The sequence below is a fragment of the Streptomyces sp. 5K101 genome (assembly GCF_046506645.1).
Taxonomy (GTDB): Bacteria; Actinomycetota; Actinomycetes; order Streptomycetales; family Streptomycetaceae; genus Streptomyces.
Genome location: NZ_JBKFFO010000010.1, coordinates 228,695 through 254,022, shown reverse-complemented (window position 1 = coordinate 254,022; position 25,328 = coordinate 228,695). Strand labels below are relative to the sequence as shown.

Genomic DNA, 25,328 nt, shown 5'->3' with positions numbered 1-25,328 from the left:
TCCACCGTGCACCATGCCACTGACAATCGACCGTCGCCGCAGGTCAGGGCGGATTGTCAGTGGTGGGCCGTAGCGTCGGTCACATGTTGCGACTCAACGGGGGAGAGACCCCGAACCCCCCGGAGCAGGGGGTGCGCTGGACGTCGGAACAGGTGCTCTCGCTGGCTCCTGACGACGCATCACGCAAAGCGGGGAGCAAACTGTCCGCGGCCGGGCCGTGGTCGGGTGCGGGCTGCGACGGCTCGGGCGCGGTGTGGGGCCTGTGCAAGGGCAGCGGCAGCCGGCCGTACCAGACGGTGGTGGACACCACGGGCCCGGCGTACAGGTGCAGTTGTCCGAGCCGGAAGTTCCCGTGCAAGCACGCGATAGGACTGCTGCTGCTGTGGTCCGCGGACGAGCAGACCGTGACGGACGGCGCGGTTCCGGACTGGGCCGGGGAGTGGCTGTCCGGTCGCAGGAAGCGCGCGGCGGGCAGGGAGACGGGGGGCGCGGGCGGGGGTGCGCCGGCGAAGAGCGCCGACCCGGAGGCGGCACGGCGGCGCGCCGAGCGCCGGGCCGGGCGGATCACCGCGGGGGCCACGGAGCTCGAGCAGCGGCTGGCCGACCTGCTGCGCGGCGGCCTCGCGTCCGCAGAGCAGTCCGGATACGGCCTGTGGGAGGAGACGGCAGCCCGCATGGTCGACGCGCAGGCGCCGGGACTCGCCGCCCGCGTCCGCGAGTTGGGTGCGATTCCGGGCTCCGGGCCCGGCTGGCCGGTGCGGCTGCTGGAGGAGTGTGCCCTGATCCACCTGCTCGACTCGGCGTGGCTGGGACGCGAGCGGCTACCGGATCCGCTGGCGGCCACCGTACGCACACGGGTCGGCCTCCCGTCCGCCGTCGCGGGCCACCGGATCCGGGACCACTGGCTGGTCCTCGCGCAGTACGACACGTACGACGGCAGGCTCACCACCCGCCGGATCTGGCTGTACGGACGCGAGTCGGCCCGGACGGCCCTGCTGCTCTCGTTCGGGGCTGCGGGCCGCTCACCCCAACTGGCGCTTCCCGTAGGCCTGGTGGTCGACGCCGAGATCACCCCGCACGGCGGGGCGGCGCAGCTGCGGGCCGAGCTGGGCGAGCTGTTCACCGCGCCCGTCCCCACCGGCGCACCGCCGCCGGGCGGCTCCTGCGCCTCGGCGGTCGAGGCGTACGGGCGGGCGCTGCGGGACGACCCGTGGCTGGAGTCCTGGCCGGTCACCCTCTCCGGGGTCGTGCCGCTGCCCACCGACGACGGCTGGCAGCTGGCCGACGCGGGCGGCACCGCCGGCACGGACGGAGGCGTCGACGGCGAACAGACCGGCGGATACGCGTTGCCTGTGGCGGCCTCCGCCTTGTCCCGGCCGGGCCTGTGGCAGCTCGTCTCGCTCGCGGGCGGCCGGCCGGTCACCGTCTTCGGCGAGTTCGGCCACGAGGGCTTCGTGCCACTGACCGCCTGGTCCGACGACCAGTCCGAGACGGTTCCGCTCATCTGAAGGAGGCCCCATGACCGGCACCACCAGCACGTCACCGTGGGAAGAGCTCGTCACGGCGGCCCTGCTCGGCACCGACCGGCGTACACCGCCGGCCGGCCTCGTGCCCGTCGGCAAGGAGGCACCCGTCGCCCTGCTCGACGCCGCCGCACTGCACACCGTGCGGCGCAGGGCGGGGCTGCGGCCCGCTGCCGCCCCGACCGCCGGCGAGCGGCCCGCGGCGGCGCCGCACGATCCCCGGCCCGCCCTGCCGGACGCCGCCCGACGGCGGCTCGCCCAGCTGCTCGCCGACCGGAGCCCGTCGGGGTCCGGCGGCCGCCGGGGCTCCGCACCCGATTTGACCGAGCTGCTTCCGCAATGGCTGGCCGCCGCCAACGAGCACGGCTACCAGGCCCCGCCGTCCCTCCTGCCCGCGCTGCTCGACGCGGCCCGGGGGCGTACGGACCTGCGGCCGCAGGCGCTGGCGTTCGCCGGGCCGCGCGGGGTGTGGCTCGCCCGGCTCAACGCGGAGTGGAAGTTCGCCCTGCGCGGTGGAGCCGGCGGCTCGGCTCTGCCCGCCCCCGACGACACCGACGCCGTGCGTGGGCTGTGGGAGGAGGGCCTGTTCGCCGAGCGGGTCGCCCTGCTCGCCTCGGTGCGGGCGCACGACCCGCAGGCGGCGCTCACCCTCCTCGTCACGACCTGGCCGACCGAGCGGGCCGAGGACCGCCTCATGTTCCTCGACTCGCTGCGGACGGGGCTCTCCGGCGCGGACGAGCCGTTCCTGGAGCAGGCGCTCTCCGACCGCAGCCGCAACGTCCGCGCCACCGCGGCCGAGCTGCTCTCGGCGCTGCCGCAGTCCGCGCTCGCCGCGCGGATGGCAGCGCGGGCCGCGTCCTGCGTCGCGCTGGACCGGAGCGGTGCGGCGGGCACTGTGATCACGGTCGAGGCGCCGCACGAATGCGACGCGGGCATGCAGCGCGACGGAGTCGTCGCGAACGCGCCGTCGGGCCGCGGCGAACGCTCGTGGTGGCTCGGCCAGCTCGTCGAGTCGGCCCCCCTGTCCACCTGGCCGGCCCGGCTGGGCGGCCGTACGCCGCGGGAGATCGTCGCGCTGCCGGTGTCGGACGACTGGGCCGACGAGCTGCACGCGGCCTGGTGCCGGGCCGCGGTCCGCCAGAGCGACGCCGCATGGTCCCGCGCCCTGCTCGGCGCTCCCGGCACGCCACCGGCGAGCGGGCCCGGCACCACGTCGCTGGCCGAGCGCGCGAAACTGCTCGCGACGCTGCCCGCGGAGGAACGGGCCGGCTGGGTGGCGGAGTTCATCGCCGCGCACGGCTTGTCGGAGGCATTCCAGCTGCTCGGCGTCTGTGCGGTGCCGTGGGCGGAGCCGCTGGGCCGCGCCATGGTCGACGCGCTCGACATCGCGCGCGACGCGGGGAGTTACCCGTGGAGCTTCAGCGGCGTGATGGGCCTCGCGGAGCGCTGCCTGTCCCCCTCGGAGGCGCCCCGCCTGGAGGTCCTGACGGCGACCCCGGCGGAACAGGAGGACGCGTCACCGGGGGCGGGCGGGTACTGGTCGGAGGCGTTCCAGCGTCTGGTGTCGACGCTGCGTCTGCGCGCGACGCTCCACGCGGAACTGGAGCCCTGACGACTCGGAAGCGCTGCGCCCCTGTGCCCCCTGCCCGGGGGTCGTGCCGGGGCCGGGTGCCCACTCGCGGCCACCACCGGCGTCCGACCCCGGGTCAGGGACCCGCAGGGGTCGTGTTCGGGACGTAAGGCGTCGTCAGTCAGGGACCGGCCCGGTAGCCAGAAACCAGTCCGGATACGAGCCCCGGAGCGGCCCGACGCTACGGTCAGGGGCCGGGCCGAGCCCGAGACCGCCGCCCGGTCCGCCGCCCGCCCAAGGCCTACGCGCACGGGGCCGGCCGCGCCCGAGACCGCCGCCCGGTCCACGCCGCTACGCGGCGGTAACGCGGACGTTCGCGTTCACCCACTCCACGATCGACGCCGTCGTCGCGCCGGGCGTGAAGATCTCCGCCACGCCCTTGTCCTTCAGCGGCGCGATGTCCGCCTCCGGAATGATCCCGCCGCCGAAGACCTTGATGTCCGCCGCGTCGCGCTCCTTGAGGAGCTCGATGACCTTCACGAAGAGCGTGTTGTGCGCGCCCGAGAGGATCGAGAGGCCGATGGCGTCCGCGTCCTCCTGGATCGCCGTGTCGACGATCTGCTCGGGGGTCTGGTGCAGCCCCGTGTAGATGACCTCCATACCGGCGTCACGCAGCGCCCGCGCGATCACCTTCGCACCGCGATCGTGTCCGTCGAGACCCGGCTTGGCGACCACCACGCGGATCGGACCCGTCACACCCATCACTGCCTCCACATACCGACTGCGCCGCCTCGGGCACGGGTCCCCGCGCCCGGCGAGCGGAGCGCGGAGAGTGAACGAACGTTATCTCCAGATGTCCAGCATCCCGCAAGCCGCCGTTTCGCGGTGGACTGCGAGGGGGAAATCACACGTGGGACATTTTTCGCTGAGCGTCGTACCGGCACCAGGCACCGCGCAGCCCGCGGCGCCCCCGGCGGCACGACCGCACCAGGGGAGCCGCCGCAGATCCACACAGGGTCGCCGCGCCACCGTGCCGACAGCCGCACGGCAGGGTGGCGCGGCACCGTTTTCGCAGCGCGCGCCCCGCGAGGGCGCACCCGAGCCGCACGGGGAGCGCCGGTCGGGAGGTCGTTGTGATGGCTTCGGCCCTGCCTCTGCCCTGTTCCCGCGTCGTCACCGAGTTCACCGCGCAGTGCCTGGCCAGACTGCGTTGCTTCCTCCCCGCCGCGCTCCTGCGCGCCACCGCCCTGGAGCTCGTGATCCTCGCGGGACACCTCGTCCTGTATCCGACCGGGATCACCCCCGAGCGCCCGGCCCGCAAGGGCGCCGCCCCCGGCACGGCCCAGCTGCCCGCGGCACGGGCCGACGTCGTGCCCACGGTCCTGCTCCACGGGTTCGTGGACAACCGCTCGGTGTTCGTCCTGCTGCGGCGCGCGCTCGCCCGGCACGGCCCCCACCATGTCGAGTGCCTCAACTACTCCCCTCTCACCTGCGACATCCGTACCGCCGCCGAGCTGCTCGGCCGCCATGTGGAGGAGATCTGCGCGCGGACCGGGCAGCGCGAGATCGACATCGTCGGGCACAGTCTGGGCGGCCTCATCGCCCGTTACTACGTGCAGCGCCTCGGCGGCGACCGCCGCGTCCGCACGCTCGTCACGCTCGGCACCCCGCATGCGGGGACCGCGGTCGCGCCGCTCGCCGGCGCGCACCCCATCGTGCGGCAGATGCGCCCCGGCTCGTCGGTGATCGAGGAGCTCCGCCTGCCGGCGCCCGGCTGCCGTACGCGCTTCGTCAGCTTCTGGAGCGACCTCGACCGGATCATGGTCCCGGTCGAGACGGCCTGCATCGACCATCCCGACCTTCTCGCCCAGAACGTACGAGTCAGCGGAATCGGCCATCTCGCCCTGCCGGTTCACCCCGCCGTCGCGGCCGGGATCCGTGAGGCGCTCACATCGGGTGCGGCGGCGGCCGGTCCGTCCGGGTCGGTCTCAGTCGCCTGAGCCGAGCCAAACCGAGCCGAGCGGCACCGCACCGCACCGAGCCGCCCGACGAGACTCCGCCGGGCGGTCCTCGCAACTGACTTTTCCTCGAACGTTTCTCGAACGTACGGCCAAAGCTGTGCCCGCAGTCCGCCGAAAGGCGGCTGATTGCCCGTTTCCGGATTGCGGAGATGCCGCCGAAGATTGTCGCCATCGCGTACCGCCGGGTACAGTCGCGCCACTGCTTCCCCCTGGGACCCCTGCAATCCGGCGGTCCCGGATGCAGGTCCTGCTGCCGAGGCGAGAGAGAAGTTGGTGAACGACCAGCACGCCCACGCCGGGTACACCGGCTACGCCACCGGCAGCTTCGACTCCGATCCGCTCTTCGGCGCCATGCCGGGCAGTTACGAGTCCGGGCACAGCGGCCAGTACGACGCGTCCCAGTGGAACACCGGGGCGTCGCACCAGGCGGCCGGCTACGACGCCTACGCATCCGCGCAGCAGGCCCAAGAGCCGCAGTACGACCAGCAGTACGCGCAGTACGACACCACGGGCCAGTGGGACGCGAGCGCCTGGAACCAGGCCGACCAGACGGGCCAGTACGAGACCGCCGCCGCGACGTTCGCGTACGACGCGACCGGCCAGTGGTCCGCCTCGTCCTTCGAGACCGGCGCGTACGACGCGACCGCTTGGAACTCCGGTACGGCGACCACGCCGGAAGGTCTCGTACCGCAACAGTTCACGCCGGAGGACGAGTTCGTCCCGGCGGCCCAGTACGGCACCGGCTACGCCGACCACCAGACCACGGATCTTCCCGGCACGGAACATTCCGGTCAGGACTTCCAGAGGTCGGACTTCCAGGGGTCGGACTTCCAGGGGTCCGAGTACGCACCGGAGTTCCAGGACTACCAGGACTATCAAGACTTCCAGGTGCAGGACGTCTCGGACCACGACGCCCCGGGCGCCGCGCACCCCGAGGGCCCGGACACCGGCGCCGCAGAGGGCTACGAGACCGAGTCCGACCACGGCCACGACGGCGAATACGGCAACGACGGCGAATACGCCCATGACGCCGAGTACGCCCACGACGCCGACCACGGCAACGCCCCGGAGAACAGCGGCGAATCGGCGCACGACGCGCTGACGCAGACCATGACCTCCGTCCCGGCCACCCCCGTCGCCCCCCGCCCGGTCCGCCGCTCCGGCGGCAGCCGCGGCCGGCGCCGCACGCCCGCCAAGCGCTCGGCGCTCCTCACCGTCGCCGTGCCCTCCGCTTGCGTCATGGGCGTCGCCGGTATCGCCGCGGCATCCGTGGGCACCCTGGGCGGCGAGAAGAAGGACGACGCGGCCAATCTGGCGTCCGCCGACCCGACCTCGGTCAAGCACGTCGCAGCCAACAGCAAGATGGACACGCAGCTCGCCGCGCTCAGCGAGGACGCCCGCGACTTCGGCGACCGCGCCTCCCGCACCCAGGAGCGCCTCGACCTCAAGGCCCGCCAGGAGGCGGAGCGGAAGAAGCGCGAGGCGGAGGCGGCACGGCGCGAGGCGCTGCGGCCCAAGTTCGTGCTTCCCGTCAGGCAGGACGGCCTCAGCGCCTACTACGGCCAGTCCGGCGTCAACTGGATGTCCCTGCACACCGGGATCGACTTCCCCGTCCAGTACGGCACCGAGGTGCTGGCCGCGACGGACGGCACCGTGCGCACCCAGTGGAACAGCGCCTACGGCAACATGGCGATCGTGACGGCGGCCGACGGCACGGAGACCTGGTACTGCCACCTCAGCACCACCAAGATCCGCAGCGGTTCGGTGAAGGCGGGCGACGTCATCGCCTACTCGGGCAACTCGGGCAACTCCACCGGCCCGCACCTGCACTTCGAGGTGCGCCCCGGCGGCGGTTCGGCCATCGACCCGCTGGCGTGGCTGCGCGGACACGGCCTCGACCCGACCTAAGCGGCGGGCAGCCGACAGCAAGCACGGAACGAGGCGGGGCCGCGGCCCCGCCTCGTTCCGTTGTCAGAGGATCTGGTCAGAGTTCCTCGTCAGAGCCTCGCGTCAAAGCTTCGCGTCAGAGCTTCTCGACGGGCGCGTACCGCAGCAGCAGCCGCTTCGGCTTCTCGTCCCCGAAGTCGATCGTCGCCTGCGCGTCCGAACCCGACCCCGCCACGGCGACCACGGTCCCCAGACCGAACTGGTCGTGCGTGACCCGGTCGCCCACGGACAGCGCGATCACCGGCTTGTCGTTGGTGCGCCGCGTGGCGAAGCCGGAGGCACCGCCGCGGGAACGCGACGACGACAGCGATGACGTGATGCCCGACGTCGGTCCGGCCGGTGCGGTCATCGGGCCGGTGCGCTTCCACTCCACGTGCACGCCCGGGATCTCCTCCAGGAAGCGCGAGGGCGGGTTGTACGACGGCTGGCCCCAGGCACTGCGCATCGAGGAGCGCGTGAGGTACAGGCGCTCGCGGGCGCGGGTGATGCCGACGTACGCCAGGCGCCGCTCCTCCTCCAGCTCCTTGGTCTGGCCGAGCGCCCGCATGTGCGGGAAGACGCCGTCCTCCATGCCGGTCAGGAACACCACGGGGAACTCGAGGCCCTTGGCGGTGTGCAGGGTCATCAGCGTGATGACGCCCGTGCCCTCCGCGTCCTCGTCGGGGATCTGGTCGGAGTCGGCGACGAGCGCGACCTGCTCCAGGAACTCGGCGAGCGTGCCCGCGCCCTGCTCCTCCCCGCGGTCCTGTTCGAACTCCAGCGCCACGGCGGCCAGTTCCTGCAGGTTCTCGATGCGCGTCTCGTCCTGCGGGTCGGTGGACGCCTGGAGCTCGGCGAGATAACCCGTGCGCTCCAGAACGGCTTCGAGCACGGTGGCCGGTCCGGCGCCGGACTCGGCGATGGTGCGCAGCTCCTCCATCAGCACGTTGAACCGCTTGACGGCGTTCGCGGAGCGAGCCGCCATGCCGTACGCCTCGTCGACACGGCGGAGCGCCTGCGGGAAGGTGATCTTCTCGCGGAGGGCGAGGGCGTCGATCATCGCCTCGGCGCGCTCGCCGATGCCGCGCTTCGGCACGTTCAGGATCCGGCGCAGCGGGACGTTGTCCTCGGGGTTGGCGAGCACGCGCAGGTAGGCGAGGACGTCCCGGACCTCCTTGCGCTCGTAGAAGCGCACCCCGCCGACGACCTTGTAGGGCAGGCCGACGCGGATGAAGATCTCCTCGAAGACACGGGACTGGGCGTTCGTCCGGTAGAAGACGGCGACGTCGCCGGCCCTCGCCTCGCCCGCGTCGGTGAGCCGGTCGATCTCGTCGGCGACGAACTGGGCCTCGTCGTGCTCGGTGTCCGCGACGTAGCCGGTGATCTGGGCGCCCGCGCCCGCGTTCGTCCACAGGTTCTTCGGGCGGCGGGACTGGTTGCGCTCGATGACCGCGTTGGCGGCGGACAGGATCGTCTGCGTGGAGCGGTAGTTCTGCTCCAGGAGGATCGTCGTCGCGTCCGGGTAGTCCTCCTCGAACTGGAGGATGTTGCGGATGGTCGCGCCGCGGAAGGCGTAGATCGACTGGTCGGCGTCGCCGACGACGCACAGCTCGGCGGGCTCCAGGTCCTCGTACCCCTCGCCCACCAGCTCGCGCACGAGCGTGTACTGGGCGTGGTTGGTGTCCTGGTACTCGTCGACGAGGACGTGCCGGAAGCGGCGCCGGTAGTGCTCGGCGACGTCCGGGAACGCCTGGAGCAGGTGCACCGTGGTCATGATGATGTCGTCGAAGTCCAGGGCGTTGGCCTCGCGCAGCCGCGCCTGGTACATCCGGTACGCCTCTGCCAGGGTCTTCTCGAAACCGTCGGCGGCCTGGTCGGCGAAGGTCTCCTCGTCGATCAGCTCGTTCTTCAGGTTGGAGATCTTGGCGCTGAAGGACTTCGGCGGGAACTTCTTCGGGTCCAGCTCCAGATCGCGGCAGACCAGCGCCATCAGGCGCTTGGAGTCGGCGGCGTCGTAGATCGAGAACGACGAGGTGAAGCCGAGCTTCTTCGACTCGCGGCGCAGGATGCGGACGCAGGCGCTGTGGAAGGTCATGACCCACATGGCATGGGCACGCGGGCCGACCAGCTGCTCGACGCGCTCCTTCATCTCGCCGGCGGCCTTGTTGGTGAAGGTGATCGCCAGTATCTGGCCGGGGTGGACGTGCCGGGTGGCCAGGAGGTGGGCGATGCGATGGGTGAGCACGCGCGTCTTGCCGGAACCGGCCCCTGCGACGATGAGCAGCGGGGACCCGGTGTGGACGACGGCGGCGCGCTGCTGGTCGTTCAGCCCCTCGAGCAGGGCGGCCGCGTCGACGGCAGGCCGGGGCGCGCCGTCGCGGTAGTACCCGTCGCGGGCCGGCGGCACGTCGTAGGCGCCCTGGAAGAGGTCGTCCGGGATCGGCTCCGGAGCCGACTCCTCGGGGGGCGGAGGGGGCTCCTCCCCGTGGGGCTGGAGATCCGCCAGGAAGCTGTCGTCAAAGAGGCTGCTCATCGCTTATCGAGTCTAGGCGGCCGGACCGACAGCCGGGCCCGCATGCCCATACGGGGCAGGTCACGTTCCGTGACCGGCCCTGCCCGGCGCGCCACGCCGGGGCGGAAATACGGCCGGCGCCGAAAAAGGTCACGAAAATGTATCGGACATATCGAACATCAACCTTCACAGCCTGCACACGAGTTGGCTAGCGTGCTCGACCAGACGGCCCGCACCCCTCCCGGCGAACCACGCCGAACGGGTCGACTCCGCCGAATTCGGGCTGCCCGCACGGCAGTTCGGAACCGGGGACCCGAACGATGCACGACCGGGGTGAATCGGACCGCCTGTCCACGGTCCGTAGGGCATCTTCCGTTCCGCCCGAACCCGACAGCTAACCCGGTAGGCGGTCCACGGAAGAAGGAGATGCCGGTCTTGGCGTCGCATCGCAGGATCCGCAGCCGCAGCGCAAAGCCCTCCCCCGCCGTCGGGTTCACGACGGCCGCCCTCGCCGGCGTCACCCTCCTGTCGACCCAGAGCGCCACCGCGGCGCCCAGCGACCCCAAGCCCTCCATCGAAGAGGTGCAGAAGAAGGTCGACGACCTCTACCGGCAGGCGGGCAGCGCGACCCAGGAGTACAACAAGGCGAAGGAGGCCACCGCCGAGAAGCGCCGCGAGGTCGACAGCCTCTTCGAGGAGGCGACCACGCGCGCGGAGAAGCTCAACGAGTCGCGTCGCGCCCTCGGCGCCTACGCCGCCGCTCAGTACCGCACCGGCGCGGTGACCCCGACGGCGGCGCTGCTGTTCGCGGACAGCCCCCAGGCGTACTTCGACCAGACGCAGCTGATGGACCGGATGACCGACCAGCAGCGGACCGCCGTCAGCGACTACGAGACCCAGCGCGCGGCCGCGGCGAAGCAGCGGGCGGAGGCGACGGAGCGGCTGGAGTCGCTGACCGACTCGCAGCAGGCCCTGCGCATCAGCAAGCAGACCGTCCAGACGAAGCTGGCCGAGGCGCGCGCCCTGCTGTCGAAGCTGACCGCCGAGGAGAAGGCGCGGCTGGCGGCGATCGAGCGCGAGAAGGAGGCGGAGGCGCGGCGCAAGGCCGAGGCGAAGGCCGAGGCGGAAGCCAGGGCGCGCGCCGAGGCGGAGGCCGAGCGGCAGCGCCGGGAGAGCGAGCAGCCGTCGCCCGAGACGGGCACCGGCACGGGAGCGGAGGACGGCTCGTACGCGGCCCAGGCCGACAAGGTCCTCGCCTTCGCCCGGGCCCAGATCGGCAAGCCGTACGTGTGGGGGGCGACCGGCCCGTCCTCGTACGACTGCTCGGGGCTCACCCAGGCGGCCTGGAAGGCGGCGGACGTCGACCTGCCGCGCACCACCTGGGACCAGGTGGAGGTGGGCCGGCGCGTGGCGACGGCGGACCTGCTCCCCGGCGACCTGGTCTTCTTCTACGACGACATCAGCCACGTCGGCATCTACATCGGCGACGGCAAGATGATCCACGCACCGAAGCCGGGCACCGAGGTCCGCGAGGAGTCCATCTACTACATGCCGATCTACGGCAGCGTCCGCCCGGTCTGACCCGGGCCGCTCACGCGCGTGCCCGGACGGCGGCGCCGTCCGGGCACGCGGGTGCCGGGAGACGGTCAGGTCCAGAGCGTCGCGATGAAGATGTTCGCGACCGTCAGGCCGCCGACGGCGCCGAAGAGCGCCTTGTCGACCCGCTCCTCGTCCCGCTTGACGTAGACCAGGCCGAGGATCACCACCAGCACCGCCAGTTTGACGCCGATCTTGAGGTTGTTCACCGTCTGGTCGTCGGCCTGGTTGAGGCCCACCAGCGCGACGCCGGTGACCAGCATCGTCAGCGCACCGTGCAGCATCGCCGGGTTGAAGCGGGCCGCGCCCTCGCCCATCGCCTTCATCTGGGTCAGGAAGCCACCCAGCAGGGAGGCGATGCCGATGATGTGCAGCGCGACGAAGACATTGATGAGTATGTCCATGGGGTGGAGCCTAAAGGGCGCCGTACCACCGTCCGGCGGCCGGGGGAGGCCGATCGCGGCGTTCGGTCGGCCGCGCGCCGCATGCGGCCGGGCACCGGCGTCCCGGCACTCGTAAAGCGGGCAGCACCGTCCAGGTTCGGACACTTCCCGTCGTCACGTCCCCGACCCGTGAGCGCCAGGTTTAGCGTCAGCGCCCAGGTGGCCGGCTCCCCATCGCCGTCGTGCAGCCGGACGGCTCGGCCGCCCCGCCGAAAGATCCGGCGGCGTACCGCTCCCCCGTGCTGTACGTCGCCGGACCGCAGGTCCGCAGGAAGGACGTGTACGCCCCGTGGCAGCGCACCAGAAACCGAAGCAGCATCCGCTCACCGGGCCGGCCGCCCGGACCGCAGCCACCCTCGCGCTCGCAGGCGCGGCGACCACGACCGCGCTCGACGGCTCGGCGCACGCGGAGCCCCGTCTCACCCCCGCCCAGCTCAAGGCCCGCGTCGACAAGCTGTACCAGGAGGCCGAGGAGGCGACCGAGAAGTACAACGGGGCCAAGGAGCGGACGGCGCAGGCCCGCAGGGCGCTCGACGAGCTGCGCGACGAGGCCGCCCGCCGGACGGAGCAGCTCAACGCCTCCCGCAACGCCCTCGGTTCCGTCGCCACCGCGCAGTACCGCTCCGGCGGCATCGATCCCGGCATGCAGCTCGCGCTGACCTCGGATCCCGACGCGTACCTGGCGCGCGCCGCGCTCGCCGAGCGGGTCGGCGAGCGGCACGCGGCCGCCGTCGCCGGTGTGCACCGCCGGCTCGTGGACCTCGGCGGGCTCAGGGCACGGGCCGGCGAACGGACGGCCGAACTGGAGCGGCATCGCCGGGAGCTGGATCGGCACAAGGCGGTCGTGCAGGGCAAACTGGCCGCTGCCGAGCGGCTGCTGGCCCGGCTGACCGCCGAGGAGCGCGCCGCGTACGACGCCGGACCGGCCGGCCTCGCCCGCGCCGATCGCTCCACCGCGCCCCGCGGCCCGCTCACGGCGCCGAACAGCCGGGCCGCACAGGCCGTCGCCTACGCCTACGGCGCACTCGGCAAGCCGTACGTGTGGGGGGCGACCGGCCCGTCGTCGTACGACTGCTCCGGACTCACCCAGGCCGCCTGGCGCTCGGCCGGGGTGTCGCTGCCCCGCACCACGTACACCCAGATCAACGCCGGGCAGCGCGTCTCGCGTGCCCAACTCGCGCCCGGGGACCTGGTCTTCTTCTACTCCGGCGTCTCGCACGTCGGCGTCTACATCGGCGGCGGCCGGATGATCCACGCACCGCGCCCGGGCGCGCCGGTGCGCGTCGCACCGATCGACCAGATGCCCTTCGCCGGGGCGACCCGGGTCTCGTAGTCCGGCGGACCGGAGCCGTCCGGGCGCGCCGGACGAGACGCCGGACGTCAGACCAGACGCCGGGCCGTCGCCCACCGCGTGAGCTCGTGGCGGTTGGACAGCTGCAGCTTCCGCAGCACCGCCGACACGTGCGACTCGACCGTCTTCACCGAGATGAACAGCTGCTTGGCGATCTCCTTGTACGCGTATCCCCGCGCGATCAGCCGGAGCACCTCGCGCTCCCGCTGGGTGAGCCGGTCCAGGTCCTCGTCGACCGGCGGCGCGTCCGTCGAGGCGAACGCGTCCAGCACGAAGCCCGCGAGCCGCGGCGAGAACACCGCGTCGCCCTCCTGCACCCGGAAGATCGAGTCGACCAGGTCCGTGCCGGTGATCGTCTTGGTGACATAGCCCCGGGCCCCGCCGCGGATCACGCCGATCACGTCCTCGGCGGCGTCCGACACCGACAGCGCCAGGAAGCGGACAGGATGTTCCGCCGAGGCCATCAGCGGCGCGCAGCGGCGCAGCACCTCCACGCCTCCGCCGCCGGGCAGGTGCACGTCCAGCAGGACGACCTCCGGCCGGGTCGCCGTGATCACGGTGACCGCCTGGTCCACGTCGGCGGCCTCGCCGACGACCTCGACCCCGGTGCGCTCGGTCTGCCCGATCTCGGCCTGCACACCGGCGCGGAACATCCGGTGGTCGTCGACGAGCACGACCCGCACCCGCCGCTCGGCACTCTCTTGCGCAGACTCGGTCATCCGTCAGCCCTCTCCATCTCGAGCTCCACCTCGGTGCCCCCGCCGGGCACCGTGCGCAGCCGTGCCGTGCCGCCGTTGCGCTGCATCCGGCCGATGATCGATTCTCTTACGCCCATTCTGTCGCCGGGAACGGCATCCAGGTCGAACCCGGGCCCCCGGTCCCGGACGGAGACGAAGACCGTGCGCCCCTCGACCTCCGCGTAGACCTGGACCGCCCCTCCCGCGCCACCGTACTTGGCGCCATTGACCATCGCCTCACGCGCGGCCTGCATCTGTGCGGCCAGCTTCTCGTCGAGCGGGCAGTCCCCGACGACCACGACCTCCAGGGGCACGCCGTGCTTGTCCTCGACCTCGGCGGCGGTCCTCTTGACCGCCTCGGCGAGGGTCTTGGGCTCCTCGTCCTCGTCCTTGCCGGTGCCCTGCGGCCGGTAGAGCCAGTTCCGCAGCTCGCGCTCCTGGGCGCGGGCGAGCCTGCGCACCTCGCCGGGATCGTCCGCGTTCCGCTGGATCAGGGTGAGGGTGTGCAGGACGGAGTCGTGGACGTGGGCGGCGACCTCGGCCCGCTCCTGGGCGCGGATGCGCATGGTCCGCTCCTCGGAGAGGTCCTGGGTCATCCGCACCAGCCAGGGGCCCGCGAGCAGCGCGACCCCGGCGATGACGGCGATGGCGGCCGTCAGCACGTTGCCCAGCTGGGCCGCCGAGCCGCGCACCACCATGAACACGGTCAGGCCCATGCCGACGAGCGCCACCCCGGCGAGGGCGCGCGCCAGTTGCACCAGGCGGCGGCGCCGGCTGTCCGTGGCGAGAGTGGCCCAGCGGGCCCTGCGTGCGTTGTCCGCCTGCCGCCACACCAGCACGACACCGGCGCCGATGAGCAGCGTCGGCCACACGTAGCGGTTGGCGGGGCCGTTGGTGTCGACGTTGCCGGCGAAGACCGCCGCGCCGACGAGCAGCGCGACCAGGGCGAACAGCTGCCCCTTGTCGGGCTTGCGCAGCCGTCGCCGGCCGTCGGGCGTGATGTCGAAGACGGAGCGCGGCTCGGCGGCCCGGCCGCCGACGCCGAGCGGCACGACGATCCAGAAGACCGCGTACAGCAGAGCGCCGAGGCCGTCCGCCATGAACAGGGCGAGGAAGACGAGCCGCACCCAGACGACCGGCAGGCCGAGGTGGCCGGCGAGACCGCGCGCCACGCCGCCGAGCATGCGTCCGTCGGCGCTGCGGTACAGCTTGCGGACGGCAGTCTCTTCGGTCTCGGCCGGACGGGTGGCGACGGGCATGTCCTGATCGTCACACGGCCCGGCCGGGCCGGTCATCAGGGCCGTCCCTTACTCCGACCCTGAGAAGTCCCGGTCCCTCAGGGGCAATATCAGGGAACGGCCAGGGTCGGGGCGGCTGCCGCCCCGGCACCGGGCCCGTCACCATGGAGTCATGACCCAGCCGACCGCCGCGCCGCCCCAGCCCCCGCAGGAGCCGCCTCCGCCGCGGCTGCGCCGCGCCCCGCGCCACAAGGTGGTGGCCGGGGTCTGCGCCGGGCTGGGCAGGCACTGCGACACAGACCCGGTGATCTTCCGGATCGTGATCGGCGTGCTGTCGGTGACCGGCGGCATCGGTCTGATCTTCTACGGCTTCGCCTGGCTGCTGATCCCGGCCGACGACGAGGAGGAGAACGAGTTCCGCAGGATGCTGTCGGGCCGCGTCGACGGCTCCGCGCTGAGCGCCGTGCTGCTCGCCCTGCTCGGCTGCGGACTCCTCCTGACGATGCTGGGCAACGGGAACATGCTCGGCTTCGCCACGATGCTCTCGCTGGCGGTGACCGGAGCGGCCGTGTGGTCCCAGCGGCGTACGCACACCCCGCCCGGCGTCGAGCCCATGGCGGCGGCCGCGGCGCACGCCGTCGCCGAGGCACCGCCCGAGACGAAGGCCCCGCCCGTCCCGGACAGCCCGTCCTGGTGGCGCGACCCGATCGTCAAGGACGGGACGACCGGGCCGGTGCCCGGCGGATATCTGTGGGGCCCCGAGTCGGCGGTGGCCGAGAGCGCCGTCGCTCCCCCGCGCCCGGGCCGGGGTCCGGCCGCCGCCGTCGTGGTGCCGCAGCCGCGCGGCCCGCGCGGGATCGGCGGCGCGGTGTTCCTGCTGGCGCTGGTCGCGGGCGGGCTGGGCACGGGCCTGAGCTGGGAGGGCCAACCGCTGGGCACGGCCCTCCAGATCGGGCTCGTCGCGGCGCTGGCCGTGTTCGGCCTCGGTCTCCTGGTGAGCACGTGGCTGGGCCGCACCGGTTTCGGCACGGTCCTGCTGACGACGGTGACGGCGGCTCTGCTGGCGGGCGCCGCGGCCCTGCCGAAGGACATCGGCACGACGTTCGGCGACAGGACCTGGGCGCCGTCGTCGGCGTCCGCCGTCCGGCCGGCCTACGAGATGGGCTCGGGGCAGGGCACCCTCGACCTCACCGCCCTCGACGTGCCCGCCGGGCAGACGGTGTCGACGCGGGCGGAGATGGGGCTAGGGCACCTGAAGGTCGTCCTGCCGAAGGACGCCGCGGTGCGGCTGGCGACCGAGGTGGGGGTCGGCGACATCAGGCTGCCGGGCGACGCGCCGGACGATGTGGACGCCGGCCCGGGCCAGGACCGGCGCTGGACGCTTCCCGCCCCGCCGGGAGCGCCGCCGGGCGGGACGCTCGTCCTCGATCTGGAGCTGGGCATCGGACAGGTGGAGGTGACCCGTGCCGCGTCGTGAGCTCCGGCACCCATTCCGTCCGGGCAGGCTGGTCGCCGGCCTGTGCGTGCTGACCGCCGCCGTGCTGTACGGGGGTGACGCGGCAAACGCCTGGCACACGCCGTGGTTCGTCGTCTTCCCGGTCGTCTTCGGCGGTCTGGTCCTGGCGGGGACCGTCGCCGCCCTGCACTACGGGGTCCGGCGCCGCCGGGCCCGCAGCATGGCGTCGAGGGAGAACACCGGAGCACCGGCGAGCACCAGCGGCACCCAGGCCATGAGGTAGGCGAGATCGTTGCCGTAGTAGTACGGATCGGTCTGCCAGCTCACCGTCAGCCACAGGCTCAGCGAGATGAGTGCGCCGCCGAGGGCGGCCGGCCGGGCGAGCAGCCCGACCAGGGTGCCGAGGCCGACGGCGATCTCACCGATGGCGATGGCCTGCCCGAAGGCCACCGGGTTCTTCAGCGCCAGGTCGACGAGCCAGGGCACGGCGGAGCCGTCGCGCACGGAGGCCATGACCTCGCCGATGGAGCCGGTGCCGCTCGCCGCGAGGAAGCGGCTGTCGGTGAGCTTGTCGATGCCGGCGTAGACGAAGGTCACGCCGAGGAACAGCCGCAGGGGCAGCAGTGCGTACCGGGTGGCCTGGTCTCTCCAGCCGCGCGGCGCGTCGCTGCCCGTCCCGTAGGTCGCTGTCGTCCGGTAGGTGTAGGTCATCGGTGTCCCGCCTTCGATTCGGCCCGTCAGACGACCATACGTACGGTGAAGCGGCGCCGCTCACCAGGCGTGCGGCACGGACTGTGACAGGTGGGTGACTTTCTCGGCCGGCGACTGCGGTCGGTACCCGCTCAGGCGGCTCGGGGTCAGTCGCTGATCTCGATGAGGCAGCGGTTGCTCGTCACTCCAGCGGCCGTCACCACCTGTACGTCGACCGGGCCGGGCTCGACGTCCACGGGTACGGGCACGGTGAGCAGGGTGTCGGCCGGGTTGGCGAAGCCGCCCGCCACCGGGATGAGCGGCACGTGCACATGGACGGCGCCGAAGCGGACGACGAGCTTCGCCAGCAGGTCCGGCCGGTCCGCGCCCGGAGGCACGAAGCCGGTGCCGCGGATCTCGATGTCGTCCCCCGTGCGGATCGGCCCGTCCAGGTCACCGGCCTCCCGGGCCCGCACCACCGCCATCACGACGGGCCTGCCGCCCTCCGCGTACTTGCCGGCCAGATACGTCGCGCCCGACAACGCCACCAGCAGCACGAGCCCCCACGGGACCTGGGGCAGCCGCTCCGGAGCACGGACCAGCGCGCTCAGGGCCAGGACGACGGCGGCCGCGTTGACCAGCACGTACTGCCCGTCGGTGAAGGAGGCCCGCCCCGAGTCGTCGCACAGCACGTCGGCCGCGCGCGGGTGGTCGGCGCGCACCTTCTGCAGCCGCGTCGCGGCGACGCGGACGGCCACGGTCCTGCGCACCGCGACGGCGATCGCGCACACGACGGCGAGGACGCACAGCAGCCCGCCTCCGGCGGCGAGGCTCAGCCCCTCGGCGATCCGGTCGCGACGGGCGGTCGACGAGGCACCGGCCATGAGGACGGCGAGATGCAGCACGGTGCCGCAGACGACGAGCAGCCAGGCGGCGGCGACCGTACGGGATGTGGAGAGGCGGTTGTCCTCACCGGTCAGGACGGCGAGGATGCCGCCTCGCTTCCGGTGCGCGTACGCCGCGCCGGTGAGGATGCCGGCGACGACGAAGGCGGCGAGCAGCCCCGCCGTACGCGCCGGGGTCCAGCCGGTGCCGATCGCGGTCGCCGTCTGGCCGACGACGAGCACCGTGAAGCACCCCCACACCACGGCCAGAGTGTGCAGGCGGACCCTGCGCAGCCGGGACGCGGACGCGGCCTGGTCGAAGCCCGCGACGGTGCGGGCCGACTGCGTCAGTTCGTCGGACACCCACTGCCGGGACGCGCCCGGTGAGTGGGCGACGCCTGCGGGCAGCCCTTCACCCGCCGCGAACTCCTCCCGTTTGGCGAGGAATTCGGCCACCGCGCGCCGATGACCCTCGCGCGCGCCGTGCGCGCACGTGTCGCACTGTCCCGCTTCTTGCACCGCCACGGCCGAACGCCACCTCTCCGCATCGCCAGGCACCGCCTTGTGATGCATGGGAATTGTGCCGTACGCAATCCGCCGCCACCCCGATGGCGGAGGCCAGGAAGGGTGAAACCGACGGAGCGCGCTTGACCCCGGCTACCCACCGTGAACGCCGACGCCGCCGCCCGAACGAATGGGCGACGGCGTCGGCGTTGACCTGGACGGGTCGGTGGGGGTCACTCCCACTCGATGGTGCCCGGCGGCTTGCTCGTCACGTCGAGCACCACGCGGTTGACGTCGGCGACCTCGTTGGTGATCCGGGTGGAGATCTTCGCGAGCACCTCGTACGGCATGCGCGTCCAGTCGGCCGTCATGGCGTCCTCGGACGACACGGGGCGCAGGACGATCGGGTGGCCGTAGGTGCGGCCGTCGCCCTGGACGCCGACGCTGCGGACGTCCGCGAGCAGCACGACCGGGCACTGCCAGATGTCGCGGTCGAGGCCGGCCGCCGTGAGCTCCTCACGGGCGATGGCGTCGGCCTCGCGCAGCAGGTCGAGGCGCTCCTTGGTGACCTCGCCGACGATGCGGATGCCGAGGCCGGGGCCGGGGAACGGCTGGCGCTGGACGATCTCCTCCGGCAGGCCGAGCTCCTGGCCGACCATGCGGACCTCGTCCTTGAACAGCTTGCGCAGCGGCTCGACGAGCTCGAACTCGAGGTCCTCGGGCAGGCCGCCGACATTGTGGTGCGACTTGATGTTGGCGGTGCCGGTGCCGCCGCCGGACTCGACGACGTCCGGGTAGAGCGTGCCCTGCACGAGGAAGGCGACGTCCTCGCCGCCCGCGGCCTCCACCACGATCTCGGCCTGCGCCTGCTCGAAGACCCGGATGAACTCCCGGCCGATGATCTTGCGCTTCTCCTCGGGGTCGGAGACGCCCGCGAGCGCGTCGAGGAACCGCTTCTCCGCGTCGACGACCTTCAGCTGGACGCCGGTCGCGGCCACGAAGTCCTTCTCGACCTGCTCGGTCTCGCCCTTGCGCATCAGGCCGTGGTCGACGTAGACGCAGGTCAGCTGGGAGCCGATGGCCTTCTGGACGAGGGCGGCGGCGACGGCCGAGTCCACACCGCCGGACAGGCCGCAGATGGCGCGCCTGGTGCCGACCTGCTCGCGGATGGCCGCGATCTGCTCCTCGATGACGTTGCCCGTGGTCCAGCTCGGCTGGATGCCGGCGCCGCGGTAGAGGAAGTGCTCCAGGACCTGCTGGCCGTAGGTGGAGTGCATCACCTCGGGGTGGTGCTGCACGCCGTAGAGCTTCTTCTCGTCGTTCTCGAAGGCGGCGACCGGGACCACGTCGGTGGACGCGGTGACGGTGAAGCCCTCCGGGGCGGCCGAGCAGGCGTCGCCGTGCGACATCCACACCGACTGCTCGTCGGGGGTGCCCTCGAAGAGGGTGGAGCCGGGCTTGGTGACGTGCAGCGGCGTACGGCCGTACTCACGCGCACCGGTGTTGTCGACGGTGCCGCCGAGGGTCGTCGCCATCAGCTGGAAGCCGTAGCACATGCCGAAGACGGGGACACCGGCCTCGAAGATCTCGCGGTCCAGGCGCGGGGCGCCCTCCGCGTACACCGACGACGGGCCGCCGGAGAGGATGATCGCCTTCGGGTTCTTCGCCAGCATCTCCGCCACGGGCATCGTGGACGGGACGATCTCGCTGTAGACCCGGGCCTCACGGACGCGGCGGGCGATGAGCTGGGCGTACTGGGCGCCGAAGTCGACAACCAGGACGACGTCCGGGTTGGATGCGGGCGCGGCAGCGGGGGACGCTGATGACACTGGCGGCCTTCCGGCGGTGGGAGAGGGTCGGTATCAGTCGATTCTACCGGGACGGCCGGACATACCTTCGTCTCACCATCCGAACCCGGCTTTGGCACGGGTGCGGGGCCGGGTCCATACTGCTCCCATGCACCAACAGCTGACCTTCGTCTTTACCTATGGCACCGGCCCGTCCGGCTGCCATGGTCATGCTGCTTGAGCTACTGACAAGCGACTTCCCAGGCGCCCCGGGCCGACAAGGCCCGGGGCGCTTCGGCTTTCTCCGGGCCGTGCCGATCCGGGGCCCCTCACCCAAGGAGAGCCCCCATGACCGAGGTACTCGACAAGACCGGCGCCCGCACCGACGACGCCGCGCACGTGATCACCGGCGCCCGAGAGCGCATCGACGCGCTCGACGACCGCATCATCGGCCTGATCCAGGAACGCATGGCCGTCTCGGCCGTCATCCAGGACGCCCGGATCGCCTCCGGCGGCCGCCGCGTGCTGGCCCGCGAGATGGAGGTCCTCGGCCACTACAGGGATGCGCTCGGCAAGCCCGGCACGTCGCTGGCGATGACGATGCTGGAGCTGTGCCGGGGCCGGATCTGAGGCGCGGGCTTCGCGTCTGAGCCGCAGGCGTACGTCTGCGCACTTGCGTTCGGGCACATACTCACCCGTACGGCGCGTGACGCCCCCTGCCGGACCTCGTTGGTCCCGATGTCCGTGCCAGCCAGGGGCGGGCCTCGAAGGAAACCACGCGTGGCTCCGCTGGAGCGTGTGACGCACCCGCAGGTGCGTCGTGGGACCTCGCCCCAGCGCGCGTGACCGGTCGGCAGGGGACAGCAGCCCGGTCACCCCAAGGCGGTCGGCTCCGGGGACGCCCGGCGCCGACCGCATCCGGTCCGACGGTTGCGCAGGCCGCAGCCCGTCCCGCAGACACGACGACGAGCACGTCCCCCTCTGCGCAACCTCACTGACACAGGCCGATCCCCGGGCGCCCCGTGAGCGCCGGGGCGGCGGCCTCCCCACGTGGCGCACCCCCCGGCGCCGCGCCACGGCACCGCCGCAGCCCTGACGCCGGTGCCGGACGAAGGGGCCCCGCGGACTCGGTGTCCGCGGGGCCCTTCACCGTCGTCCCCCTGCGGGGAGCCGGGTCAGGCGTTCGTGCCCCGGCGGCGGGCCGCCAGGATCGCCGCCGTACCCGCGACGAGCGCCGCGGCCGCGCCGCCCGCGGCCAGCAGGGCCGAGGAGCCGGTGGCGGCGAGGCCGCCCTGGGCCGTGGTGCCGCCCGCCGAGGTTCCGGACGTGCCGGAGCCGCCGGTGGTGCCGCCCGTCGACGCGTCGTCGTCCCCGCCGCCGGTGGAACCGCCGGTGCCGCCGCTCGTGGCCGGGTCGCCGGTGCCACCGCTGTCGGAGCCGGTGTCCGCGCTGTTGAGGACGATCGTCGCGGTGTTGTCGTCCATGTCGGGGTCGAAGGGCAGTGCCGGGTCGGACACGAACCAGTTCCGGACGGTCACCTTGCCCCTCGCCTGCGGGACCACCTTCTCGATCGTCATCTCGAAGGGAAGCGCGAAGTTCTCGTCCTCCCTCACCACGGACGGGACGGCGCAGAAGTAGCGGGGCGCGCCGAGCTGCTGCTCACGGTCGCCGCCGGCGGCGGTCACACCGGTGCAGGTGTCGGGCTTCGCGGTCACCGAGGCCCCTTCGGGGACCGTGACGTCCACGACGCCGATGTCCTCCCCGGAGCGGAGGTAGCCGATCCAGGCCGGGCCCTCGTTGCGGAAGCCGACAGTCGTCCGCACGGTCTCCCCGGCGGCGGCCTCGGCGACGGACGCGCCGTAGGCCACGAAGTCCGCGGTGTTCTTCGCGCGGATGGACTGCTCCTGCTGGTTGTTCCACGGGTCGAGGTCCGCGGAGCGGGCGGAGAGCACCTTCTTCAGGGCCAGCTTCCCGCCGCTGCCCTTGGTGAAGGAGGCCCCGGCGCGCTGGGCGTCCCGCTCCTTCTGCGTGTTCTCGCCCACGCGGTAGACGAAGTCCTCGCGGAAGGCGTGCTTCGCCGCCTTGACCGTGAGGGGCTCTGCCAGCTCGTAGACGGTGCCCGGCTCGTACGAGCCCTCGAACGAACAGATCGCCGTGGAGAACACGTCCTCGAAGGACGCGCCGGTGCTCTTGGTGTACTCGCAGTTGGAGTACCGCTCGGGGATCTCGATGCCGTGGCTGTACATCAGCGTGAGGAGCACGCCGTCGGCGGCCGCGGTGCCCGTGTTCGCGAACGAGATCCGCGCGGGCTGTGCCTCGCCGGGCAGGACGTCCTGCTTGAGACCGAGGGGCCGCATGACGAGGTCGGGGCCGCCGACCGTCACTTCGGCCGAGTACGGAGTGAACGTCGCGTTCTCGGACTTCCCGGTGACCTTGATGTCGCCACTGGCGCCCAGTTCGCTGTCCTTCGCGGCGGTGAGCTCCAGGCGGGCCACGCTGTTGAGGGCGGATCCCCCGATGCTGTGGTCGGTGCACACCGCCGTCGTTCCGGTGATCTCGCAGTCGGCGCTCGTGGCCTCGCCGTCGAACCGGACGTCCGCGACGCCCGCGATCCCGCTGAGGTCGAAGGTGACGGTGTACTCGTCGGTGAAGTCCTCGTCCCGCGGGTTGTCGACCGTGACGTCCAGCGTCGCCTTCTGCGGCGCGCCGCTTCCGGGGTGGGGGCGCAGGCCGATCTCCGCGGGACCGCCGAGCGTGAAGACGGGGTCGGCCGCGTGGGCGGGGGCGGCGAAGAGCCCGGCAGCGGCGATCATGCCCGCGGCGGCGAGGCCGGCCGCGGAACCGCGCAGAACGGCCGACGAGTTGACGCGTCTCATGTACGAACCTCTTGGTCAGGAGGGATTCATGGGCCGCGTGCTGAGTGAGCGATGCGGCACACAGGTGACCTGGCGGAGCGGCCGACGGTTGCGCGGAACAAGATCACAGCTTGGCCACGCCCTCCACCTGCGATCCTCCTGTGATCCACCTCACACAAGGATTCCGTGAACGGAGGACAACCATCCCCACGGGTCACAGGTCATGCATGCGTAACAACGGCCTCTCGTGCTTCCGGCGCGCGGCGGCCGCACAAAGCCAGGAGGCCGCTGCACTCGGAGGGGGGTGCAGCGGCCTTCGTCGTGCGCGGGGGCGGCCCGCGGGCACGAGGGCTACTTCTTGGGCACGGGCTGGTTCTTGGGCAGGGGCTGCTTCTCGGGTACGCGCTGCTTCTTGGGCGGGACCGTCGGCATGCCGAGGAACGGCAGCTTCAGCGCGCCGAACGCCTCGGCGGGAACCGCCGGTGCCTTCGGCGCCACCGGGGCCAGCCGCTCGTAGGCGGCGCCCTGGGCGGGGCGGATGTCCTCGTCCCCGTTGTTGGGCCAGAACGACATCGCGCGCTCCGCCTGTGCCGTGATCGTCAGCGACGGGTTGACGCCCAAATTCGCCGAGACCGCTGAGCCGTCGACGACCGAGATGCCCGGGTGCCCGTACAGCCGGTGGTACGGGTCGATCACGCCCTCCTCGGCCGAGGCGCCGATGGGACAGCCGCCGAGGAAGTGGGCGGTGAGCGGAGTGCCCATGAGCTCACCGATGTTGGACCCGGCGAAGCCGTTGATCTCCTCCGCGAGCAGGGACGCGGCGCGGGTGGCCTCGGGGATCTGGTTCGGGTTCGGGGCGCCGTGGCCCTGGCGGGCGGTGAGCAGTCCCTTGCCGATGCCGCTCGGCTTGCGGTAGGTGGTCAGCGAGTTGTCCAGCGACTGCATGACCAGGCCGATGATCGTCCGCTCCGACCAGCGCCGGTTGGAGAGTGCGCGGACGGCGAGCCACGGGTGCCTGGCCATGTTGCCGAGCCAGCCGGCGACCCGGCCCCTGACCCGGTAGGGCACCTGAAGAATCGTCATGCCGCCCATGGCGTTCGAGCCGCGGCCGTAACGGACCGGCTCGATGTGGGTGTTCTCGTCCGGGTGGATCGAGGACGTGATCGCGACGCCGCGTGTGAAGTCGACCCGGTCCACGCCGTGGCGCTTGCGGTAGCGGCGGTTGTCGGTCTGGGCGCCGACGAGTGCCTCCGAGTTGGTCCGGGTCAGCTCGCCGAGGCGCGCGGACAGCCGCGGCAGCAGTCCGCTGTCCTTCATCCGGTGCAGCAGGGTCTGCGTGCCGTACGTGCCGGCCGCGATGACGACCCGGCGGGACCGGAACGTGTGGCCCCGCCCCTTGCGCTTGTCGTCGCTCGGCAGCGTCTTGACGGCAAAGCCGCCGCGCGCGTCCTCGGTGACCGCGACGACGGACGTCATGGGGTGGACGACCGCGCCCGCCTGCTCGGCGAGGTACAGGTAGTTCTCGTTGAGGGTGTTCTTGGCGCCGTGCCGGCAGCCCGTCATGCACTCGCCGCACTCCGTGCACGCCTTGCGCGCGGGGCCGGCCCCGCCGAAGTAGGGGTCGGCGACCTCCTGACCGGGCCTGGCCTTCGCCGACCCGTCGGCGTCCTCGCCGTCCCCGAAGAACACCCCCACCGGGGCCAGGTGGAAGGTGTCGCCCACGCCCATCGCCTCGGCGGTCGCCTGCAGGTGGACGTCCGAGGGGGTCATCGTCGGGTTGAGCCGTACGCCGAGCATGCGGCGGGCCTGGTCGTAGTACGGCGCGAGCTCGTCCTGCCAGTCGGTGATGTCCTTCCACTGCGGGTCGTTGAAGAACGGAGCCGGCGGGACGTACAGCGTGTTGGCGTAGTTGAGCGAGCCGCCGCCGACGCCCGCCCCCGCGAGCACCATCACGTTGCCGAGCAGGTGGATGCGCTGGATGCCGAACAGGCCGAGCGCGGGGGCCCAGAGGTAGTTGCGCAGGTCCCAGGAGTTCTTCGGCAGCGACTCCCGGGTGAACCGGCGGCCCGCCTCGAGGACGCCCACCCGGTACCCCTTCTCGGACAGCCGGAGGGCCGAGACCGAGCCGCCGAAGCCGGAGCCCACGACGATCACGTCGTAGTCGTACGCGTCTGCGTCCGCCGCGTCCTGATCTCGGGCAGGGGGTACCTCGGACATGGCTCTCCTCGTGAAAAG

General features: G+C 72.4%; 18 protein-coding genes and 1 riboswitch. Of the genes, 8 read left to right on the top strand and 10 right to left on the bottom strand.

All coding sequences use genetic code 11. The annotated features are described in order from the left end of the window. Window positions 1-83: 83 nt before the first annotated feature. The gene (locus tag ACLB9X_RS21090) at window positions 84-1,508 is read left to right on the top strand and encodes an SWIM zinc finger family protein (protein ID WP_410361919.1); all 1,425 of its coding nucleotides are present in this window, start codon (window positions 84-86) and stop codon (window positions 1,506-1,508) included. A gap of 10 nt (window positions 1,509-1,518) precedes the next feature. Further along, window positions 1,519-3,135 (top strand): DUF5691 domain-containing protein, encoded by a 1,617-nt coding sequence (locus tag ACLB9X_RS21085; RefSeq protein WP_410361918.1) that lies wholly within the window; start codon window positions 1,519-1,521, stop codon window positions 3,133-3,135. Window positions 3,136-3,444: 309 nt separating this feature from the next. Here the strand turns inward: ACLB9X_RS21085 and ACLB9X_RS21080 are convergent, their stop codons facing one another. After that, a complete protein-coding gene (locus ACLB9X_RS21080) occupies window positions 3,445-3,855 on the bottom strand; it encodes a cobalamin B12-binding domain-containing protein (RefSeq protein WP_410361917.1) in 411 nt (136 codons plus the stop codon). A 374-nt stretch (window positions 3,856-4,229) separates the two neighbouring features. On the opposite strand from ACLB9X_RS21080, the gene ACLB9X_RS21075 reads away from it, so the two are divergent. Beyond that, window positions 4,230-5,093 carry an esterase/lipase family protein gene (locus ACLB9X_RS21075; RefSeq protein ID WP_410361916.1) on the top strand — a complete coding sequence of 288 codons (864 nt, stop codon included), beginning with the start codon at window positions 4,230-4,232 and terminating at the stop codon, window positions 5,091-5,093. A 294-nt stretch (window positions 5,094-5,387) separates the two neighbouring features. Continuing rightward, window positions 5,388-7,022, top strand: a complete 1,635-nt coding sequence (locus ACLB9X_RS21070; protein WP_410361915.1) for a M23 family metallopeptidase — start codon at window positions 5,388-5,390, stop codon at window positions 7,020-7,022. 115 nt (window positions 7,023-7,137) lie between these two features. Here the strand turns inward: ACLB9X_RS21070 and pcrA are convergent, their stop codons facing one another. Further along, complete coding sequence (gene pcrA / locus ACLB9X_RS21065) at window positions 7,138-9,573, bottom strand: DNA helicase PcrA (protein ID WP_410361914.1); 2,436 nt, start codon at window positions 9,571-9,573, stop codon at window positions 7,138-7,140. 239 nt (window positions 9,574-9,812) lie between these two features. After that, a riboswitch (cyclic di-AMP (ydaO/yuaA leader) is annotated at window positions 9,813-9,977 on the top strand. Between the two features lies 1 nt (window position 9,978). On the opposite strand from pcrA, the gene ACLB9X_RS21060 reads away from it, so the two are divergent. Beyond that, window positions 9,979-11,133 (top strand): NlpC/P60 family protein, encoded by a 1,155-nt coding sequence (locus ACLB9X_RS21060; RefSeq protein WP_410361913.1) that lies wholly within the window; start codon window positions 9,979-9,981, stop codon window positions 11,131-11,133. A gap of 65 nt (window positions 11,134-11,198) precedes the next feature. On the opposite strand, the gene ACLB9X_RS21055 is transcribed toward ACLB9X_RS21060, so the two are convergent. After that, complete coding sequence (locus tag ACLB9X_RS21055) at window positions 11,199-11,552, bottom strand: hypothetical protein (protein WP_410361911.1); 354 nt, start codon at window positions 11,550-11,552, stop codon at window positions 11,199-11,201. A 328-nt stretch (window positions 11,553-11,880) separates the two neighbouring features. Here ACLB9X_RS21055 and ACLB9X_RS21050 point away from each other — a divergent pair, with 328 nt between their 5' ends. Next, complete coding sequence (locus ACLB9X_RS21050; RefSeq protein WP_410361910.1) at window positions 11,881-12,924, top strand: NlpC/P60 family protein; 1,044 nt, start codon at window positions 11,881-11,883, stop codon at window positions 12,922-12,924. Between the two features lie 47 nt (window positions 12,925-12,971). Here ACLB9X_RS21050 and ACLB9X_RS21045 read toward each other — a convergent pair whose 3' ends face one another. Next, a complete protein-coding gene (locus tag ACLB9X_RS21045) occupies window positions 12,972-13,661 on the bottom strand; it encodes a LuxR C-terminal-related transcriptional regulator (RefSeq protein ID WP_410361909.1) in 690 nt (229 codons plus the stop codon). Beyond that, window positions 13,658-14,938 (bottom strand): PspC domain-containing protein, encoded by a 1,281-nt coding sequence (locus tag ACLB9X_RS21040; protein ID WP_410361908.1) that lies wholly within the window; start codon window positions 14,936-14,938, stop codon window positions 13,658-13,660. Before ACLB9X_RS21040 ends, ACLB9X_RS21045 begins: the two co-directional genes overlap by 4 nt. A gap of 151 nt (window positions 14,939-15,089) precedes the next feature. On the opposite strand from ACLB9X_RS21040, the gene ACLB9X_RS21035 reads away from it, so the two are divergent. Then, window positions 15,090-16,394, top strand: a complete 1,305-nt coding sequence (locus ACLB9X_RS21035; protein ID WP_410361907.1) for a PspC domain-containing protein — start codon at window positions 15,090-15,092, stop codon at window positions 16,392-16,394. Between the two features lie 168 nt (window positions 16,395-16,562). Here ACLB9X_RS21035 and ACLB9X_RS21030 read toward each other — a convergent pair whose 3' ends face one another. The 3 genes from ACLB9X_RS21030 to guaA form a co-directional block, all read right to left on the bottom strand. After that, entirely contained in the window at window positions 16,563-17,084 is a 522-nt protein-coding gene (locus ACLB9X_RS21030; protein WP_410361906.1) for a DoxX family protein, read from the bottom strand. Window positions 17,085-17,230: 146 nt separating this feature from the next. Further along, the gene (locus tag ACLB9X_RS21025) at window positions 17,231-18,472 is read right to left on the bottom strand and encodes a hypothetical protein (protein WP_410361905.1); all 1,242 of its coding nucleotides are present in this window, start codon (window positions 18,470-18,472) and stop codon (window positions 17,231-17,233) included. 212 nt (window positions 18,473-18,684) lie between these two features. After that, window positions 18,685-20,280, bottom strand: a complete 1,596-nt coding sequence (gene guaA, locus ACLB9X_RS21020; RefSeq protein ID WP_410361904.1) for a glutamine-hydrolyzing GMP synthase — start codon at window positions 20,278-20,280, stop codon at window positions 18,685-18,687. Between the two features lie 306 nt (window positions 20,281-20,586). On the opposite strand from guaA, the gene ACLB9X_RS21015 reads away from it, so the two are divergent. Then, window positions 20,587-20,868: a chorismate mutase gene (locus ACLB9X_RS21015; RefSeq protein ID WP_410361903.1), complete on the top strand. Its 282-nt coding sequence runs from the start codon at window positions 20,587-20,589 to the stop codon at window positions 20,866-20,868. Window positions 20,869-21,413: 545 nt separating this feature from the next. On the opposite strand, the gene ACLB9X_RS21010 is transcribed toward ACLB9X_RS21015, so the two are convergent. Then, window positions 21,414-23,114 carry a peptidase gene (locus ACLB9X_RS21010; RefSeq protein ID WP_410361902.1) on the bottom strand — a complete coding sequence of 567 codons (1,701 nt, stop codon included), beginning with the start codon at window positions 23,112-23,114 and terminating at the stop codon, window positions 21,414-21,416. A gap of 330 nt (window positions 23,115-23,444) precedes the next feature. Then, window positions 23,445-25,310, bottom strand: coding sequence for a GMC oxidoreductase (locus ACLB9X_RS21005; protein ID WP_410361901.1), 1,866 nt, complete (start codon window positions 25,308-25,310; stop codon window positions 23,445-23,447). Window positions 25,311-25,328 lie beyond the last annotated feature (18 nt).

Excerpts from the sequence above, each read along its gene's own strand:
- ACLB9X_RS21060 (WP_410361913.1), top strand. The coding sequence starts at position 9,979 with ATGCCGGTCTTGGCGTCGCATCGCAGGATCCGCAGCCGCAGCGCAAAG.
- ACLB9X_RS21075 (WP_410361916.1), top strand. The coding sequence starts at position 4,230 with ATGGCTTCGGCCCTGCCTCTGCCCTGTTCCCGCGTCGTCACCGAGTTC.
- ACLB9X_RS21055 (WP_410361911.1), bottom strand. The coding sequence starts at position 11,552 with ATGGACATACTCATCAATGTCTTCGTCGCGCTGCACATCATCGGCATC.
- pcrA (WP_410361914.1), bottom strand. The coding sequence starts at position 9,573 with ATGAGCAGCCTCTTTGACGACAGCTTCCTGGCGGATCTCCAGCCCCAC.
- ACLB9X_RS21090 (WP_410361919.1), top strand. The coding sequence starts at position 84 with ATGTTGCGACTCAACGGGGGAGAGACCCCGAACCCCCCGGAGCAGGGG.
- ACLB9X_RS21015 (WP_410361903.1), top strand. The coding sequence starts at position 20,587 with ATGACCGAGGTACTCGACAAGACCGGCGCCCGCACCGACGACGCCGCG.
- ACLB9X_RS21085 (WP_410361918.1), top strand. The coding sequence starts at position 1,519 with ATGACCGGCACCACCAGCACGTCACCGTGGGAAGAGCTCGTCACGGCG.
- ACLB9X_RS21040 (WP_410361908.1), bottom strand. The coding sequence starts at position 14,938 with ATGCCCGTCGCCACCCGTCCGGCCGAGACCGAAGAGACTGCCGTCCGC.
- ACLB9X_RS21045 (WP_410361909.1), bottom strand. The coding sequence starts at position 13,661 with ATGACCGAGTCTGCGCAAGAGAGTGCCGAGCGGCGGGTGCGGGTCGTG.
- ACLB9X_RS21030 (WP_410361906.1), bottom strand. The coding sequence starts at position 17,084 with ATGACCTACACCTACCGGACGACAGCGACCTACGGGACGGGCAGCGAC.
- ACLB9X_RS21080 (WP_410361917.1), bottom strand. The coding sequence starts at position 3,855 with ATGGGTGTGACGGGTCCGATCCGCGTGGTGGTCGCCAAGCCGGGTCTC.
- ACLB9X_RS21005 (WP_410361901.1), bottom strand. The coding sequence starts at position 25,310 with ATGTCCGAGGTACCCCCTGCCCGAGATCAGGACGCGGCGGACGCAGAC.
- ACLB9X_RS21035 (WP_410361907.1), top strand. The coding sequence starts at position 15,090 with ATGACCCAGCCGACCGCCGCGCCGCCCCAGCCCCCGCAGGAGCCGCCT.
- ACLB9X_RS21010 (WP_410361902.1), bottom strand. The coding sequence starts at position 23,114 with ATGAGACGCGTCAACTCGTCGGCCGTTCTGCGCGGTTCCGCGGCCGGC.